Raw genomic sequence first — 17,058 nt, forward strand, 5'->3', positions numbered from 1 at the left:
GCGGAAGGCTTACAGCGGCCCCGAGGGCTGTGACCTGAAAACAGGTGTTTGAATGCAGGGACGTGACTCAGGTAATTGAGATACCAAAAGCCGGATCAGGTTCAACCCGGCTGACGGTTAACGCCCTTCAAGCAGTTGCCCAGCCTGATCCAGCAGGCCCAACGGGTCCTTGGTCTTGTGAATATCCACCGACAACAACTGGCGAAACTTGCGAGCCCCGGGGAACCCGGTTCCGAGTCCCAGCACATGGCGAGTGATGTGGTGCATCGCGCCACCACAAGCCAGATGCTCGGCAATATAAGGTCGCAGTTGCGCCAGAGCTTCGGCCCGGGAAATTACCGGTGCGGTGCTGCCGAACAGCTGTTGGTCCACCTCGGCCAGCAGATAGGGATTGTGATAAGCCTCGCGACCCAGCATCACCCCGTCAAAGGTCTGCAGATGTTCATGGCAGGCCTCCAGGGTCTTGATTCCACCGTTCAGGATGACTTCCAACTGCGGGAAATCCGCTTTCAACTGTGCCGCCACGTCATAGCGCAGTGGTGGAATATCCCGGTTCTCCTTGGGCGAGAGCCCTTCGAGAATCGCGATTCGCGCATGCACGGTAAAACTGGTGCAGCCGGCATCCTGGACCTGGCCGACGAAATCACACAGTTCGGCATAACTGTCGCGACCGTTGATCCCGATTCGATGCTTGACCGTCACCGGAATCGACACCGCATCGCGCATGGCCTTCACGCAATCGGCCACCAGCGCCGGATGCCCCATCAGGCAGGCGCCGATCATATTGTTCTGCACCCGATCGCTGGGGCAACCGACATTCAGGTTGACCTCGTCATAACCGTGCTCCTGGGCCATGCGCGCACAGGCCGCCAGATCCGCTGGAGTACTGCCGCCCAGTTGCAGCGCCAGAGGATGTTCGGACTGGTGATAGCGCAGGAAGCGCTCATGATCGCCGTTGAGCAAGGCGCCGGTGGTGACCATCTCGGTGTAGAGCAGGGTGTGTTTGGACAGTAGACGGAGGAAGAATCGGCAGTGACGGTCGGTCCAATCCATCATCGGCGCCACGGAGAAACGACGGGAAAAGGTTTGCTGTAGGGAAGCTTCGGTGTTCAAGGGCATGAGGTTCTGCTTTGAGACGTTACGGCGGCAAATGAAGCAAGCTTCTTCGCATCGTGAACAAAAAAATCTGATAGCGCGGAGTTTATCAGGAAAGCGCAGGGGCAATTTGTTTGTCCCCGGGATCGACGGGGGGTGATTGGCAAGTTAACGAGTTACGCCAACTATCCGCCCCAATCGCACCGCGGAGTAATACCCGACCATGACGCCGAACCTCAGCCATACCCCCGCGCAAATGCACCAGGAAAGAACCTTCGTCCCAGCCGCCGACGCTGTCCAGGGCTATGCGCTTGACCAGCATGCAGGCGCCGGAAATGGCTTCGAAGTTGGTTGGCCGGGCCGGCAGGGCTCGCGGTGCTGGAGAAAGTCGGAAAACAAGCGGGGCGATAGCCAGGCCAGGCCCGACAGGTTGAGGGCGCGGACCACCACATCACAGGATTGCGGCATGGGCCACCTCGAAACGTTTCGCCCAGGAGTTGGCCTCGCGGAACTGCAGGGTATTCGCCAGCGGCTCGCTGAACGCCAGGGCTTGGCGCATCACTTGGGCGATGTCCGCGGCGGTGTCACTGAGAAAGACTCCTGGTGTGTGGCGGCGAACGTTCATTTCGCCAAAGACGGTGCTGACCACCGGCAGGCCCAGGGCTCGGTATTCGTAGTACTTGATCGGATCGACAAAGCGGGTGATGTCGTTTCTCTTGAACGGAATCAGCCCGACGTCGAATTCGCTCATCGCCACCAATGCGGCTGGGTGCGATAGCGCCGGTAAGCGCAGGACATTGGCGGGTAGTACGACGGGAGAGGCGCCGTGTTGCGGACCTATCAGGCGTACTTCGGCTTCGGGGAAGGCCTGGGCCAGGGCGAGGATGAAGTCCCAGTCGAACCACTTGGCGAGGGTGCCGATGTAGCCGAATACGGGGCGAGCCGCATGGGCCGTGGATCGGCACAGTGGCAGGGACGGCAGCCGTTCGCTGGCACAGCCATTGAGCAGCAGGCGTGCATTGACCTGTTGCTGCAACCAATAGTGCTGCAGGCTCGAGCAGGAGGTCAGGGCGGTGGTCACGGCTCTGGCCGTTTCGAGCTGGCGTTGCTGCATGGCGCGCCGGGACCAGCCGCTATAGAAAGCCGGCACGTTGTCCATCACGTCATAGAAACTGCCGACGAAGATCGGCTCACGCAGCAGTTGCAGGGCCAGTCGCGAGGGCTTGCCGATGCCTAGCTGGGTCGGTTCCTGAGCGAAGTGCCTGACCTGCTGCATCAGGCGTCCCCAGAACAGTCGATTCAACCACCCCGAACCGGGCAGGGGCTCTATCGGTAGGGCCCAAGGGCGGATCAAGGTCAGCCAGTCAGGCAGAGGTTCACTGGGAGGGGCGGGCGAGTGCTGCTGCAACAGGTCACGGGGAACCGGGAGGCGAGTGGGATAGGGTTCGATCCACAGCACCGGAGCCTGGGTGCTGGCATGGAACTGTCGAACCAGTTCATGGGGCCGCTGGTCGAAACTGTGCCAACTGACAGGCGACAGATAGACCAGTCTCATGGCTCCTCCCGGGAGGCGTGCGGGACCCATGGGCGGTCCCACTTGGCTTCATAGAAAGCCTTGTTGCGGTTGAACAGTTGCTGGCGCTGGTTCTCGGGCATCTGCTCGAAGGACGCGGACAGGTGGTGATGAACGAACACGTCCTCAGCGAAGGCACAGGACAAGCCGGCTTGCTCGACCCGGCGGCAATAATCGTCGTCCTCGAAAAAGCCCAGCCCGAAGGCTTCGTCCAGGGGGCCTATGCGCTGATAGGTCGACCTGGACATCATCACCGCGAAGAAACCGAGGGTGGCGCAAGGCACGCTCAGGCCGGCGTGGCGCCAGGTGTATTGGCGGGCACGGATGGCCATCTCCCGTGAGTCCTGATAGCGGATGTCGATCTTTGCTTCATTGCCGATGTTGTTGGTAACCGGTCCGATCAGACCGAGCCCAGGGTCGCGCTGCAAGTGGCGGCGCAGGGTCTGTGCCCAGCCGCAGGTGACCTGGGTGTCATTGTTGAGCAGTGCCAGGAACTCGCCCTTGGCCAGGGCCAGGCCCTGATTGTTGGCGGCGGCGAAACCCAGGTTGCTGCTGTTGAGAATCAGCGAGTGTCCGCTGCTCGCTGACCACTGCTGGAGGAACTCGACGCTGCCATCGGTGGAGGCGTTGTCCACGACGATGACTTCCAGCGGCTCGCCCAGGGGATCGGCGGCCAGGCTCGCCAGGCAGTCCCGAGTGAAGGCCAGGTTGTTGTAGGTCACCACTATCACGCTCACCAGCGGTTGCGGGTCAACGCTCTCAGTCAGGGCGAGTAGGGCCTGTATCCGGTGCTGCCAGGTCTGCTGCGCGGCAAAGGCCTGGCGTTGCCGAGAAGCAGCACTGCATCCAGGCTCCTGCAACGCTCGGGCGATGGCATTGATAAAAGCCGGTGTGTCTTCGGCGATGGCGACCTGTTGCTTGAACTCGTGCAGCTCAGGGAGATCCACCGTCACTACCGGTTTACCGGCGCTCAGGTACTCATAGACCTTGACCGGGTTGGTGGCCAGGGTCAGCGGTTCGATACGGAACGGCAGGATGCAGACGTCGAAAGCCTGCAGATACGCGGACAGCTGCGCATAAGGAATCTCGCCCGTGAGCTTGATATTGGTGTGACCCCGCAGCCGTGCGCCGATACGCGCGGTATCAGCGCCGATCAGCAGTACGCTGCAGTGGGCAAATGCTTCGGCTATGGCAGACACCAGGTCCACGTCGAACCAATGGGCCAATGCACCGTAGTAGCCGATTACAGGGCGTTTCTCCGGATCTTGATAGCAGTGCTCCGTGGGTGTTGAGAAGTAGTCGAAGTCGGCGGCGTTTCGCAGAACCGCTCGCTGCTGGGCAGGTGTGCTTGGAATCTGCGGGTGCCAATGCTGTTCAAGCCATGCCGAGGCAAACAGCACCACATCGGCTTCGCGGATCAGACTGCACTCCACTTGTTGCAACTGCGCGGCGTTGTTGCCAAACCCCTGATGGTGATCCATGCAGTCATAGACCACGCGACTGTTGGGCAGCACTCCAGCCACGGGAGCCCAGAAAGGGTGCTGGATCAGCGATACCACCTGGGGCGAGTTCGCCCAACTCAGGAGCTCACCGACGCTGCGCCGCAACTGCCAGATCAAGGTTTCATCCGGTACTGCGTGGTAAATGATCGGCGCGGTGTGGGCAAAGAGCCGCACTTCGAACAGGCGCCCCGTTTCATCAAGAGGGCGCAGCGTAAAACCGTCGCGTGGGTCATCCTCCAGAGCGGCCGCGATGTAGAACACGCGGCGTCCGCCAAGGCTCAACTGCTCGGCCAGGTGTTGCGGGCGCTGGTGTCGAAAATCCCAGTCGATGACGCCCCAGAATATGTAGTCGGGCGAATTCTCCAGCGGCTCCTGCAAGGGGCAAAGGGGAGGTTGAAACAGACGGTCGGTTATTGCCTGGCGGCGCAGTGCTCGCCGCATTGACGACATTTGGCGATAAATTCGGCTCAGCAAGGCACGCAGAGGATAGGGCAGTGGCAGTCTCCGATAGGTGTTGTGCAGGTGCCTGAACATCGCTTTGGGGTCAGGCCGTGACATTCCCGGTTTCCTTTAGGGCTATGACGTTGCCATTCAGGTTTGCGCAGGGTTTAGTCATGAGGCCCTTCATAGTCATGCAGAGGAGTCTGTTCATCGGCTGGCCACATCGAGCTGAGAGAGCCGGCACGGTAGAAGGTCACGGTCATGCTGCGGCGTGAGGTCCGGCAGTTGTCCACTACCTGCGATACGGCGTGCCATGAATGCTCGGCACGCACCAGGACGGCAGAGTTACCGACCAGAGGCGGGATCACTGCTACCACATCTGTCGGATCCGCAGAGCCGAGGATGTTCAGGCAGCCACCCTCTTTGATGTCCCAGGATTCGTTGAAATACAGGATATGGGTCACCAGCTTGTCGCTGAGGTCGGGATGGGGGCCCAGGCAGGCCTGCGGTCCATAGTGAAATACATTGATTTCCATGGGGGCTGTGCGCAGGTCCAGGTCAGTCAGTGTCGACATCGCCAGACGATAGGCCGCTGAGGTCAGTTCTGTAGCGAGCGCCAGCCATGCGGGGCTAAGCCCTTCGGGGTGGACGATGCGCCCAGTGCCCATTTCCACCAATTGCCGCGCCTGGTACTCATAGTCTTTTTCGCCACCATATCCATAGACCCGCTTGAAGGCGTCATGGGGGTAGGTCGCTGCCAACGCAGCAGCGTCTTGCGCTGTGTACAGACCATCGATCTGGCCCCAGCGAAAAGGTTGGCTGTGCAACGGCCGTTTGGTGAGCATCGTCAGATCTAGCATCCTGTTCATCTTCCCAGTAGATGGTTGAAACGGCGTCGAAGGGAACGCAGTGGCGCAGTGATGCGAAAGGAGCTGGAGCGATATACCCGATCGAGTTCGCCGCAGGCGTGTCCCATGAGTTCCTGTTGTTGCCACTGTTGTTGTTTCAACTGTTCCATTTGCTTGTGCATTGCCTCCAGCTCAGCCTGTTTTTCCAGGCATTCCTCACGCCAGTCCAGATGACTCTCTTCCAGTAGTCCAGGCAGTGTCTGCCAGAGTCGGTCCATTGACTGGCGGGTGGGGCGGCGGCCCTGGCTGATGAGTTCGGCCACTCGATCCCAATGGCGCTGCAATTGCTCTCGGGCATCGACCAGGCGCGGGCAGGGCGTACGCCGCACCAGGCGCTCCAGGAACCACTGGGGATCTATCTCTTGAACAGCGTGCAGGGGATGGATTCCCTCGTAGTCCCTGAGGGCGGTGTACTTGCCCAGGTCCAGGCGGGCCGAGCTGAAAAGGGGCACACCGAAGGCCAGGGCGGTGATCGCCAGGTGGTAACTGTGGCCGATCACGCCTTGGGCGTGGCCGAGGATTTCGGCCAGCAGCAGCGGTGCTGGCCAAGTGGGCAGGCATATGGCCCTTGGCAGGTCGTCGCCAAGAATCGATTCGTGATCTCCCAGTACCGGGCCGATGGGCAACAGCAGCAACTGCCACTGGGCAAACAGCGGGTTGTGGGTTTTCCACAGTTGCAGGAACCCCTCCAGGCCGGCAATCGCATGCAACACCAGATAGGGCCCGTGCAAGCCGGCCTGTTCACAGAGTTGGCGGTATTCCACGGAGGGCTGCTGCAGGTCGATCAGGTTGGGCAGGCCGAATGCGGTATCCGGCAGTACCTCGACCCGGGCCTGATCGCTCAGCGCCGACAGGGTGTCTTGAGACAAGGTATCCCGTACTTGTACGTGGGGGCTGAGTTCCAGGGCCCGTTTGACCAGAGGGGCCGCCCAGGTCGGCACGTTGTTGCAGTGCATGCCCGGGGCATTCCAGATCAGTGGTACATCGTGCTGCAGGGCAATCAGTGCGGGGGACAGCCAATAACCCGTGGGATGGTGGATCTGCGGGTCTGGCGGGTAATACCCCGGGGCCACCAGTTTGTCGAAGCGGATGATGAACCCCCCTCCGATCAGTACCCCGTCCAGGGTCTCGATCAACCGGGGCAGCTCGCTGACCGAGGTGACGGTGTAGGGCCACTGTGGTGTGGTGCGGGCGTTATAGGAGAAAGCATGCAGGTGCACAGTGCCCAAGCGCGCCTGCAACTCGGCTGCGGCGATGAGGGGAAACAACAGATCGCCGTAGTTGGCCACGTCAAAGGTACCGAAGATCGCTACCTGCCACTCCTTGTCCTTCATGAGTGTTCCTCGATCGTCCTGGTTGTTTGCCCTTCGCGGGTGACGGGCTTGATGTGCAAGTCGACCATGCCCAGAAAGTGCTTGTTGCCCGGCAGAGTGTCGAAGGCCAGGAGGGCGACCTGCTTTTCAATCAGGTGGGAGGTTTCTTCCGTTTCGCCATCCATCAGCTTGAGGGTGATGTGGTAACGCCCGGCAGCCAGGTTGGCTGCGAACTGCAGACGGATCGAAGCGCGGCGCCAGCCATCTTCCGAGGCGCTGCTCTGCAGAGGCGCATTGATTCCGCTGATCACCAGCAGCCTGGCCTCCTGGATGGTCAGGCTGATGTTGGGGCGGGTGACGGTGTCGCTGACGAGCGTGTCGATGGCGATCTCGATGGTGTCGCCATGGACAAAGCTCGAGTACAACGCCCCGGTGTTGCTGAAGACCGCCGAAGTGATGCGTCCTTCATTGGTGCCAAAAGCTATGCCGTGTTCCGGGTTGAGCGCTGTCTTGGCCGTGACCTGGACGGCGCCGGCGCTGGCCCAGCGTCGCTGTTCGTCGCGCATGTCCAGCAGGTAGAGCTCGGCCATCGTTTCCGGCGCGCCACTGGCGCGGATTTCGCCGTTGCGCAGATACACAGCGCGGTTGCAGAAGCGCTTGATCAGGCTCATGTCGTGAGACACGAACAGCAGGGTCATGCCTTGCCGCGTCAGGCGATCGAGGCGCTCCAGGCACTTGAACTGAAAGGACGCGTCGCCGACGGCCAGGGCTTCATCGACAATCAGGATGTCCGGCTCCACGCACACCGAGACGGCAAAGGCCAAGCGTACCTGCATGCCGCTGGAGTAGGTCCGGGTGGGCTGGTCGATGAACTCACCAATATTGGCGAAGGCGGCGATTTCCTCGAAACGTGCTTCGATTTCCGCGCGCTTGAGCCCCAGCACCGCACCGTTCAGGTAGACGTTCTCGCGGCCGGTGAACTCCGGATTGAATCCCGAGCCCAGCTCCAGCAAGGCAGCGATCCGGCCGTGGCGGGTCAGGCTGCCGCAAGAGGCACCGGTGGTGCCGCAAATCAGTTGCAGCAAGGTCGATTTGCCGCTGCCGTTGCGCCCGATGATGCCCAGGGCTTCGCCTTTGCGAATCTCCAGGGAGACCTCTTTCAAGGCCCAGAATTCGCGATAGCGCTGTTTGCCGCGGGGCAGCAGCAATTGCAGCAGACGATCCCGAGGCTGGTCGTAGATCTGATAGCACTTGCCCAGGCCCTGGGTCTTGATCACTGGATCAGAGCACATCGGCAAACCCCTGGTGGGCCTTCTTTCACGTAGTTGACGTTACTCGGGATCAGTCCCGGTGCACGGCTGATGCATTCTGAAAATAGGTTGAAGATCATCATGCCGGTGAGCACCAGCAGCATGAGCAGAGGGTTGAGGAAGGACCAGAGCAGGCCGGCGATCGATCCTCGATAGCGGCCTGTGACCTCACGCTCGATCAGTGCCAATAGCAGTTCCCGATGGTGCCAGGGCCTGAACGTGAAACGGTTAAGCGTGTTACCCCCAATCAACGTCCGCTCCTTGGTGATCAGCTTCCAACACCGCCATCCGTACGACCTGGAAATTCACAGGAACGGGACGGCGGTTTGAATCGAATATTTTATGAGTTGTGTATAGACCACAAATGCATGATTCGACGGTGTTTTTGTGAGCTTTTTGATGACCCACGTCGATGAGGGGATGCCTGTTGAGAAAAGACGAAGAAGCGGAAGGAGTTCCGTCTGGGTGAGGGGGCGCAGGCAGGTCGGGAACCGGCGGAAGCTGTCAACTGCTCCACCGGCCTTTTACGGGGATCAGGGGCGGCGTGCTGCCAGATACTCGGCCAGGTCTTGTGCCTGGCGCGCGGTCGCTTGCCGGGAGGCCTGGTCGATGTCAGGCCCGAGAATGGTTTTCTCCACCACCAGCGAGTGCTGGTCGGCAATGCCGATGAAGTTCAGCCAGGCCTCGATGTAGGGTTTCTGGAAATCGAACGCTTGGGCCGGAGTGTTCGACTGGGCTGAAAAATCCAGGCCGCGGGCGTAGCTCACCACCGCTGTCTTGTTGCGCAACAGGCCCTGCAGCCCGTGCTCGGGGTCGAAGCTGAAGAGGACTCCCTGGTGCGATACCAGGTCAATGAAATGCTTGAGCTTGTAGGGAATGCTGAAATTCCACAGCGGTACGGAGAGCACCAGCAGGTCGGCTTGATGCAGAGGGGCGGCGAGTTCCTGGAGTCGGTCCCAAGCGGCTTGCTCGCCAGCATTCAACGGCTGGCCGGCGAGTCGGGCGTACTTGGCGTCCATTGCCGTTTGATCGAGCTCCGGCAGTTCCAGGCTCCACAGGTCCAGGGTGCTGGCTTGGGTGTCGGGTACCTGTTGTTGATAGCGCTGGATAAAACTGCGGGCGATTTCCTGGGAGGCGGAGCGACGCAAGCGAGGGGAGCATTGGATGTGCAGAAGCCGGGTCATGAACGAGTCTCTTGGTGGGCAGGGATGACCGCTATTGCAACATAGTTGTTTTTTAAATATAAATTGTCGATTGCAGTCTTATTGATGGCGTATTGAAATATGTTTGATGCCTTGCTACTCCGCACCTTTGTCGCGGTTGTCGATGAGCAGGGGTTCAGTCGTGCGGCGCACAAACTGCATTTGACCCAGTCGGCGGTCAGCGGCCATCTGCGGCGCCTGGAACAGCAGGTCGGCAAGCCGCTGTTGCAACGCACCACCCGTTCACAGCAACTGACAGCCGATGGCGAGCGGCTGATGGCCTACGCCCGGGCCATTCTGGCGTTGAACCGCGACGCCTGGACCGAGTTGACCCGGGTGCCGTTCCACGGACGTGTAGGAATTGGATTGTCGGAGGATTTTGCCGAGCCCCGTCTGCTGCGTGCATTGCTGGATTTTGCCGGGCAGTTCCCGGGGATCCAGCTTGATGTGCAGGTGAGCATTCCTGGTACCCTCCTGGATCTTCTGGCCCAGGGCAGTTTGCAGCTGGTGGTGGGGTCCTTGTGCGAAACAGCAGCGCCGGGCCAGTTGCTCTGGTCCGAACCCCTGGTCTGGGCCGGTCTGCCGCCATCAGTGACGCCCTTGCCCGAGCCTTTGCCTCTGGCGCTGTTTCCTGAGCCTTGTCCTTATCGGGCGGTGGCCTTGGGGCGGTTGGCCAAAGCCGGCATTGCCCAGCGTACCGCCATGCTCTGCAGCAGCAATTCGGCCTTGCGTGCAGCGGTGCTGTCGGGCTTCGCCGTGGCGCCCATGGCGGTCAGTCAGTTGGGAGCCGGGCTCTGTGCACTGGGGGCGGAATACGGTTTGCCAGAGTTGCCTCAGGCTCAGTTTCGACTGTTTACTGCCCCCGACGCGGACCCGGCCGTTGTGGCGGCGCTGACTCAGGTCATCGTCGAATATTGTTCCAGCCGGCGATCCGCGCTTTAGGCATCGCCTTCTGCGGCCGATAACCCCTGGGTGGGGCAAGATCGAATGCGGTTGCGAGCGGCCCCAGCCTGCGTTCGAATGCCACGGAACCGATGCTTTACAGGGAGCTGGTCATTGAGCCAGTCTCGAAAACAACCAGGGATCTGCCCTGTAGCTCAGGCCTTTCCCGTCAGGACGATCCTTTTGCCTGTCCCCATTTACGATTCTCAACACGCCCCGGGCGGCACCCTGAAGCGTTTGCCGCTGCTCAAGGCCGCGGTGGCCTTCATCGCCACGGTGTTCCTGTGCCTGTGCGGTTTGCTCTACCTCCAGCTGGAGCAGTCCTGGCGCCATGACCTGATGCAGGCAGAGGTCAACTCCACCAACCTGACTCGGGCCATTGCCCAGCAGGCGGAGGACACCTTCATGGAAGCCGACCTAGTGTTGATGAGCCTTTCCGAGTGGATCCAGGCCATCGGTGAAGGGCCCCGTCAGCGCCAGCGCCTGCAACAGATCTTTGCCCGCCGGGTACAGGCCCTGGTGCAGCTCAGCGGGGTGTTTCTCTATGACAAGGAAGGCCAGTGGGTCGTCAGTTCCTTTAACGATTCGCCTCACGGCAAGGATGTGGCGGACCGCGACTACTTCAGGTTCCACCAGCAGAACGCTTCGCTGCAGGCGCATATCAGCCCGGCGATTCGCAGTCGCGCTAATGGCGAGTGGATCATCCCCATTTCGCGGCGGATCAATGACCAGGACGGGAATTTCCAGGGAGTGCTGATGGCCGGCATCAAGCTGGCGTACTTCGACCAATTCTTCAAAAGCTTCAATATCGACGAGCAGGGCGTGATGTTCCTGGCGTTGTCCGATGGCACCCTGATCGCACGGCGGCCGTTCGAGGAGCGGCAGGTGGGCGCCTCCCTGTCCCGGGGCGAGATCTTCAGCAAGTACCTGCCCGAGGCCACCTCCGGCAACGCCATGATCACCTCGATCGTGGATGGGGTGACGCGCTTGTATGGCTATCGCCAGTTGCAGGCGTATCCGCTGGTGGTGGCGGCGGCAAACTCCAAGGATTCTATTCTCAAGGGCTGGTACGCCTCGGCCTATCAATCCACAGCCATCGTCGCTCTGGTGCTGCTGGGAGTGGGGCTGTTCGGCTGGGTGTTCGTGAGCCAGGTGCGCAACAACGAGCGGATCGAAACCGACCTGCGCAAGGCCCAGGAGGCGTTGGAGGTGATTGCCACCCATGACAGCCTGACCGGTCTGGGCAATCGGCGTCTGTTCGAACGCTCCCTGGAGATCGAGTTCGGTCGTGGGGCACGGCAGGGCACTGCGCTGAGCCTGATCATGGCCGATATCGATTACTTCAAGCGTTACAACGACACCTACGGCCATGTGGCCGGCGACCATTGTCTGGCGCAAGTGGCTCAGGCGCTGAAGGGATGCTGTCAACGCAAGACCGATCTGGCCGTGCGTTATGGCGGGGAAGAGTTCGCGGTGCTGCTGCCCGATACCGATATACACGGTGCCCTGGCCATGGCCGAACAGATTCGCCAGAGCGTCATGGAGCACAACATCAGCCACTCCGGCTCTCCAGTGGGGCGCGTGACCATCAGCCTGGGCTGCTACTCCTTCGTGCCCTCGGGGCGTGACAGCATCGAGGTCTTCATTGAGCGGGCGGATGCTGCGCTGTATCAGGCCAAGGCCACGGGTCGCAACCGGGTGATGGCCCTGGCTGTGGAGAGCGCCGAGGACCTGCTACAGCGCTCCGACCGTTGAGTCATTGCCAGGCTTTGCAAAAGATCTGATTGGCGTAGGTATTGCCACCAAACTCATAGGTGGTGGTGCCTGTAGCGTCATATCCCTGGGCCCGGTAGAAGGCCAGCGCCGAATGATTTTCCGACCAGGCGGTGAGCCACAGGCAGGGTGCCCGTTGCGTCCGGGCGAAGTTTTCGGCTTGCCGCAACAGCGCTTGGCCGACGCCTTGTCGATGAGCGTGTCGCTGTACATACAACCGCACCAACTCCATTCCTTGAGCCAGATGTGCCTGGGGCGCCCGGGTGCTGTTGGCGATTTCCACGAAGCCCAGCACGTGTTCATTGCGTTCTGCCAGCAGCAGGATTCTGTGAGGGTCCGCCAGGCGCTGCTGGAACTGCTGAGGCGCGTAGACGCTCAAGGCTTCCTCGGCCAGATCGGCACGCATGCCGTCAGTGGCATAGGTGTCGAGGAAGACCTGGGTGGCGAGGCCGCTGATACACAGGGCGTCCTCAAGGCGGCCTTGACGAAAGGAGAGGGGGGTAGACATGACTGCATCCTTGTAGGTGATTGCCGAGATTCAGCGCGGCCAGGACTGGCCGAGCAGGTGTTGCAGATGCTGGCGTACGGCAGGCCACTCATCATCGATGATGCTGAACCGTACGGAGTTTCGCTTGCGGCCATCGGGCATGATGCGCTCGTGACGCACAATGCCTTCCTGGTGTGCGCCGAGACGCAGGATCGCCGCGCGGGATTTATGGTTGATTTCGTCGGTGGTGAACTGCACCCGTACGCAGGCCATGTCTTCGAATGCGTGGCGCAGCATCAGGTACTTGGCCTCGGTGTTGACGAAGCTGCGCTGCCAGCGGCTGGCGATCCAGGTGCTGCCGATTTCCAGCTTGCGGTTGTTCGGGTCGATCTTCCAGAAGCGGGTACAGCCTATGACTTCGCCTGTGGACTTGAGCAAGGTGACAAAGGGTTGCACGCTGCCGGCCTCGCGCCCCTTGAGCGCCACCTCCAGGTAATGATCGATGGTGCTGGGAGAGGGCACCACGGTGAAGGGCAGGTTCCACAGTTCACCGTCTTGTGCGGCATTGACCAGGGCGTCGGCATCGCTGGCTTGCAGGGGACGCAGAATGATCCGCGGGCCTTCCAGTGGTGGCATGGCGTGTGGCTCTCCAGGTGGCGCGAAGGGGCAGGGCGCTGGCTATTACAGAATCACCGCCAGGCCTTGGCAAGAGCCAATCCGGGGCCAATGCGATAAAAAATATCAGCCGAATCGATTGTTGGATTACCCCGTTTCTGGCTTATACATATCCTCGACCTGGCAGGGGCCGGTGCTGGACAAACGGATCGGCACAAGATTCTCCGCAGCCCTGCGCGACACTCATTTCAAGGATTTGTGCATGAGCCAGCCGCACCTGATGAACATTGACCTCTATTTACGCCGACTGGGTTACCCCAGCGCGCCGCCGCCGACCCTGGAAACCCTGCGGGAGCTGCAATGGCGGCATGTCTGCGAGTTTGCCTTCGAGAGCCTTTCCACCTTGTTGCGGCTGCCGGTGCCCATTGACCTGGGTACGGTGGAACGCAAGATTCTCCAAGAAGGGCGCGGTGGGTATTGCTATGAACTCAATCAGACCTTCCTGGTGTTGTTGCAGCATCTGGGCTACGAGGCCCGAGGCATCACCGGGCGGGTGGTCATGGGGGGGCCGGAAGATGCGCTCACCGCGCGCAGTCACAGGTTGACGCTGGTGCACTTGGACGGACAGCGCTACATCGCCGATGTCGGCTTCGGCGGCATGGTGCCCACGGCGCCCTTGCTGCTGGATACCGAAGCAGAGCAGGCGACGCCCCACGAGCCCTATCGCATTACCCAGCGAGACGGCAGTTACACCCTGCGCGCCAAGGTCATGGATGAGTGGCGGGCCCTGTACGTCTTCGATCTGCAGATACAGGGCGATGTGGACTACGAAATGGGCAACTGGTACGTCTCGACTCACCGTGATTCACCTTTCCTCGGCCAGTTGAAGGTGGCGCTGATCGGGCCGGGGGTGCGTCGAACCCTGAATAACGGCAACTACGCCTTGCATCGCATGGGGCTGCCCAGCGAGCGGCGGCAGATCACCGATGCGGGGGAACTGATGCAGTTGTTGCGAGACGAGTTTGCCTTGCGTCTGCCGGAGCATCCCGAGCTGTCGCGAGTGCTCGAAGGCTTGCTGGAGGACTGATCACGACCTGCCGCACCGGGGGTGGGAGCCGAATACGGAAGTGCTTCCCGATTAAATTCCCAGACTGGCGCTCCATAGAATCCACCGGCAAACCGGCAATTTTCTATGGAGAGAATCATGCAGAAAATATATCGATCCACGGTGTCCAGCAGTACCGCAACACCGCTGCGGCGTTTCAAGCAGGGGCTGTTCGCCGCGCTGCTGGCAGTGGTCAGCCTGTGTTCCACCAGCAGCTTCGCGGTCCCCAACCCCGACGGCAACTACAACTTGAGCATGGACGCCCGGGCCGGGTCGCCCTATCCACCGTCCGACAACTACAGCGCCGATCTCAAGACTTCCGGAGTCGGGCCAGCGTTCACGGTGCCGGTGAGCCGGCACCACATCATCGCCTATAACCAACTGCGGGATTTCTACATGTCCGTGGTGCAGCGTGGGCACTTGAAGGAGCTGAAGGGCTTCTGGGACGGTTTTGGCGGGCGTTTCCTCAGCTATGGCCAGGACAATCGGGTCAACGTCACCCCGCCGGTAGCGGCGGACTATGACCAGGCCAAGACTTTGCTCGAGGAGATCGGTCGGGGCGTGGTGCGGGCCAATGCGGGCGTGCCGCCACGGCCTCTGGGTTGGGACACCTTCCATGGCTTCTACACCTGGATGCCCTGGAACCTGTTTCTCGGTCCGAATGGTCGCAATGATGACCCGGGTGAGCAATTCGAAACCAATGCCCAGTACATCATCAACAACAAGGACACCTGGAACACCATCATCAATGTGCGCGACAACATGCTGAGCTATCAGCGTGACGGCAACGTGAAGACCCTGGCCGACATCAACTCGCAGCTGCTGCGCTTGTCGGCGCGGACCCGGGTCTATCCGCTGGTCAGCGATCAGTGGATTCGTATCGCACCTAATGTGTACAAGATCCGCGTGCCGGCCAACTGATTCGTCTTTTTGTGTGCAGTAAGGGTCGATCCAGCCAATGGATCGACCTTTTTTTTGCGTTGCGTTTCAGAAGGTGGGTCTGGGGTCGAGGGGGGGGAGGGGCGCTGCACAGCCCCTGTGAATCCGATGTTGAGTGGTGGCTCTGGGGCGGCCTTTCAGGCTGGAAAGAGGGTGATCCACGCAGTCCGAGCAGGGCTTTTTATCGGTGAATCAGCAGGGGGAAAGTGCCCGAAGGTTGACCGATAAACTGTATACAATCCTATGGACAGTTGTCTTTGTTGTTGCATACAGTGTGCGCATAACAAAAACAGGGAACCCCACACCATGAATACGCCCCAGGTTTCACAGCAACGTCCCGAAGATGAAAATTTGGGTATTGCCGCGAATATGGCTTATGGCCTGCAACACGTTCTGACCATGTATGGCGGTATCGTTGCGGTGCCACTGATCGTCGGCCAGGCAGCCGGTCTGTCGCCGGCGGAAATCGGCCTGCTGATCGCCGCTTCGTTGTTCGCAGGGGGGCTGGCAACCTTGCTGCAAACGCTTGGTGTGCCGTTTTTCGGCTGCAAGCTGCCGTTGGTTCAAGGGGTGTCCTTTGCGGGCGTTTCGACCATGGTGGCGATTGTCACCAGCAGCGGGGAGGGCGGCTTCCAGTCAATTCTGGGGGCGGTGATTGCGGCTTCGCTGATCGGCCTGCTGATTACGCCGGTGTTCTCTCGCATTACCAAGTTCTTTCCCCCGCTGGTCACCGGCATTGTCATCACCACCATCGGCTTGACGCTGATGCCCGTGGCGGCGCGCTGGGCCATGGGCGGCAATAGCCGCGCGGCGGATTTCGGCAGCATGTCGAACATCGGTCTGGCGGCTCTCACCCTGGTGCTGGTGCTGCTGTTGAGCAAGATCGGCAGCGCGGCGATTTCCCGGCTGTCGATTCTTCTGGCCATGGTCATTGGTACGGTGATCGCGGTGTTTCTGGGCATGGCGGACTTCTCCGGTGTTGCCCAGGGGCCGATGTTCGGCCTGCCCACGCCGTTCCACTTCGGTATGCCGACTTTCCATGTCGCGGCGATCCTGTCGATGTGCATCGTGGTCATGGTGACTCTGGTGGAAACCTCGGCGGACATCCTGGCGGTGGGTGAAATCATCCATACCAAGGTTGACTCCAAGCGCCTGGGAGATGGCTTGCGTGCCGATATGCTGTCGAGCATGATCGCGCCGATCTTCGGTTCCTTTACTCAGAGTGCTTTTGCCCAGAACGTCGGGCTGGTGGCGGTCACCGGAATCAAGAGTCGTTTTGTGGTGGCTACCGGGGGCGTGTTTCTGGTGATCCTCGGCCTGCTGCCCTTCATGGGGCGGGTGATCGCTGCGGTGCCCACCTCGGTGCTGGGCGGTGCCGGTATCGTACTGTTTGGCACCGTGGCGGCCAGTGGCATTCGTACCCTGTCTAAGGTCGACTACCGCAACAACATGAACCTGATCATCGTCGCAACTTCCATCGGCTTCGGCATGATCCCGATTGCTGCGCCGAGCTTCTACGATCACTTCCCTAGCTGGTTCGCGACGATCTTCCACTCGGGCATCAGCTCGTCGGCGATCATGGCGATCCTGCTGAACCTGGCGTTCAACCATTTCACCGCGGGCAACTCTGACCAGCAGTCGGTGTTCGTCGCCGGCACCGAGCGCAGCCTGCGCTTCCAGGACATCGCCGTGCTGCGTGAAGGGGACTACTTCAGCGGTGGCAAGCTGCACGATGCCGAAGGCAATGAAGTGCCGCTGGTGGCTGAGGTTTCGGGGCAGTCGTCGAATTCGCCAGGAGACGGTTCGGCACCGAGCCATGCTCGAGGCAGTGCGCAAACCACGCACTGAGTGCA

The 17,058-nt window shown here is 60.7% G+C and carries 14 protein-coding genes and 1 pseudogene; 5 read left to right on the forward strand and 10 right to left on the reverse strand.

Annotated features, from left to right (window positions below):
* Nucleotides 1-117: 117 nt before the first annotated feature.
* The 8 genes and pseudogenes from dusA to ACSSVC_RS14245 all read right to left on the reverse strand — a co-directional run bounded on the left by dusA (nt 118) and on the right by ACSSVC_RS14245 (nt 9,326).
* The gene (gene dusA / locus ACSSVC_RS14210; RefSeq protein ID WP_404938897.1) at nt 118-1,119 is read right to left on the reverse strand and encodes a tRNA dihydrouridine(20/20a) synthase DusA; all 1,002 of its coding nucleotides are present in this window, start codon (nt 1,117-1,119) and stop codon (nt 118-120) included.
* 427 nt (nt 1,120-1,546) lie between these two features.
* Nucleotides 1,547-2,650: a glycosyltransferase family protein gene (locus ACSSVC_RS14215; protein ID WP_492612427.1), complete on the reverse strand. Its 1,104-nt coding sequence runs from the start codon at nt 2,648-2,650 to the stop codon at nt 1,547-1,549.
* On the reverse strand, nt 2,647-4,728 hold the full coding sequence (locus ACSSVC_RS14220; protein ID WP_346631727.1) for a glycosyltransferase: 2,082 nt from the start codon (nt 4,726-4,728) through the stop codon (nt 2,647-2,649). Before ACSSVC_RS14220 ends, ACSSVC_RS14215 begins: the two co-directional genes overlap by 4 nt.
* 50 nt (nt 4,729-4,778) lie before the next feature.
* Nucleotides 4,779-5,471, reverse strand: coding sequence for a 2OG-Fe(II) oxygenase family protein (locus ACSSVC_RS14225; RefSeq protein WP_346631726.1), 693 nt, complete (start codon nt 5,469-5,471; stop codon nt 4,779-4,781).
* Between the two features lie 5 nt (nt 5,472-5,476).
* Complete coding sequence (locus tag ACSSVC_RS14230; protein ID WP_492612428.1) at nt 5,477-6,853, reverse strand: polysaccharide pyruvyl transferase family protein; 1,377 nt, start codon at nt 6,851-6,853, stop codon at nt 5,477-5,479.
* A complete protein-coding gene (locus ACSSVC_RS14235; RefSeq protein WP_492612429.1) occupies nt 6,850-8,124 on the reverse strand; it encodes an ABC transporter ATP-binding protein in 1,275 nt (424 codons plus the stop codon). The genes ACSSVC_RS14230 and ACSSVC_RS14235 overlap by 4 nt, the downstream gene beginning before the upstream one ends.
* A gap of 20 nt (nt 8,125-8,144) precedes the next feature.
* A pseudogene (locus ACSSVC_RS14240) lies at nt 8,145-8,393 on the reverse strand (ABC transporter permease); the annotation flags it as partial.
* Nucleotides 8,394-8,675: 282 nt separating this feature from the next.
* Entirely contained in the window at nt 8,676-9,326 is a 651-nt protein-coding gene (locus tag ACSSVC_RS14245; protein WP_346631723.1) for an FMN-dependent NADH-azoreductase, read from the reverse strand.
* Between the two features lie 99 nt (nt 9,327-9,425).
* Here ACSSVC_RS14245 and ACSSVC_RS14250 point away from each other — a divergent pair, with 99 nt between their 5' ends.
* The gene (locus ACSSVC_RS14250; protein ID WP_346631722.1) at nt 9,426-10,286 is read left to right on the forward strand and encodes a LysR family transcriptional regulator; all 861 of its coding nucleotides are present in this window, start codon (nt 9,426-9,428) and stop codon (nt 10,284-10,286) included.
* Nucleotides 10,287-10,469: 183 nt separating this feature from the next.
* Nucleotides 10,470-12,041 (forward strand): sensor domain-containing diguanylate cyclase, encoded by a 1,572-nt coding sequence (locus ACSSVC_RS14255; RefSeq protein ID WP_346631721.1) that lies wholly within the window; start codon nt 10,470-10,472, stop codon nt 12,039-12,041.
* Between the two features lies 1 nt (nt 12,042).
* Here ACSSVC_RS14255 and ACSSVC_RS14260 read toward each other — a convergent pair whose 3' ends face one another.
* Together ACSSVC_RS14260 and ACSSVC_RS14265 are read right to left on the reverse strand one after the other, a co-directional pair.
* Nucleotides 12,043-12,567: a GNAT family N-acetyltransferase gene (locus tag ACSSVC_RS14260; RefSeq protein ID WP_492612430.1), complete on the reverse strand. Its 525-nt coding sequence runs from the start codon at nt 12,565-12,567 to the stop codon at nt 12,043-12,045.
* Between the two features lie 30 nt (nt 12,568-12,597).
* Nucleotides 12,598-13,182: a GNAT family N-acetyltransferase gene (locus ACSSVC_RS14265; RefSeq protein ID WP_492612431.1), complete on the reverse strand. Its 585-nt coding sequence runs from the start codon at nt 13,180-13,182 to the stop codon at nt 12,598-12,600.
* Between the two features lie 241 nt (nt 13,183-13,423).
* On the opposite strand from ACSSVC_RS14265, the gene ACSSVC_RS14270 reads away from it, so the two are divergent.
* From ACSSVC_RS14270 to ACSSVC_RS14280, 3 genes are all read left to right on the forward strand, one after another.
* Nucleotides 13,424-14,248, forward strand: coding sequence for an arylamine N-acetyltransferase family protein (locus tag ACSSVC_RS14270; RefSeq protein WP_346631718.1), 825 nt, complete (start codon nt 13,424-13,426; stop codon nt 14,246-14,248).
* A gap of 117 nt (nt 14,249-14,365) precedes the next feature.
* Nucleotides 14,366-15,187 carry a hypothetical protein gene (locus ACSSVC_RS14275; protein ID WP_346631717.1) on the forward strand — a complete coding sequence of 274 codons (822 nt, stop codon included), beginning with the start codon at nt 14,366-14,368 and terminating at the stop codon, nt 15,185-15,187.
* Nucleotides 15,188-15,511: 324 nt separating this feature from the next.
* On the forward strand, nt 15,512-17,053 hold the full coding sequence (locus tag ACSSVC_RS14280) for a nucleobase:cation symporter-2 family protein (RefSeq protein WP_346631716.1): 1,542 nt from the start codon (nt 15,512-15,514) through the stop codon (nt 17,051-17,053).
* Nucleotides 17,054-17,058 lie beyond the last annotated feature (5 nt).

The organism is Pseudomonas sp. E1BtOHC1, assembly GCF_058744285.1.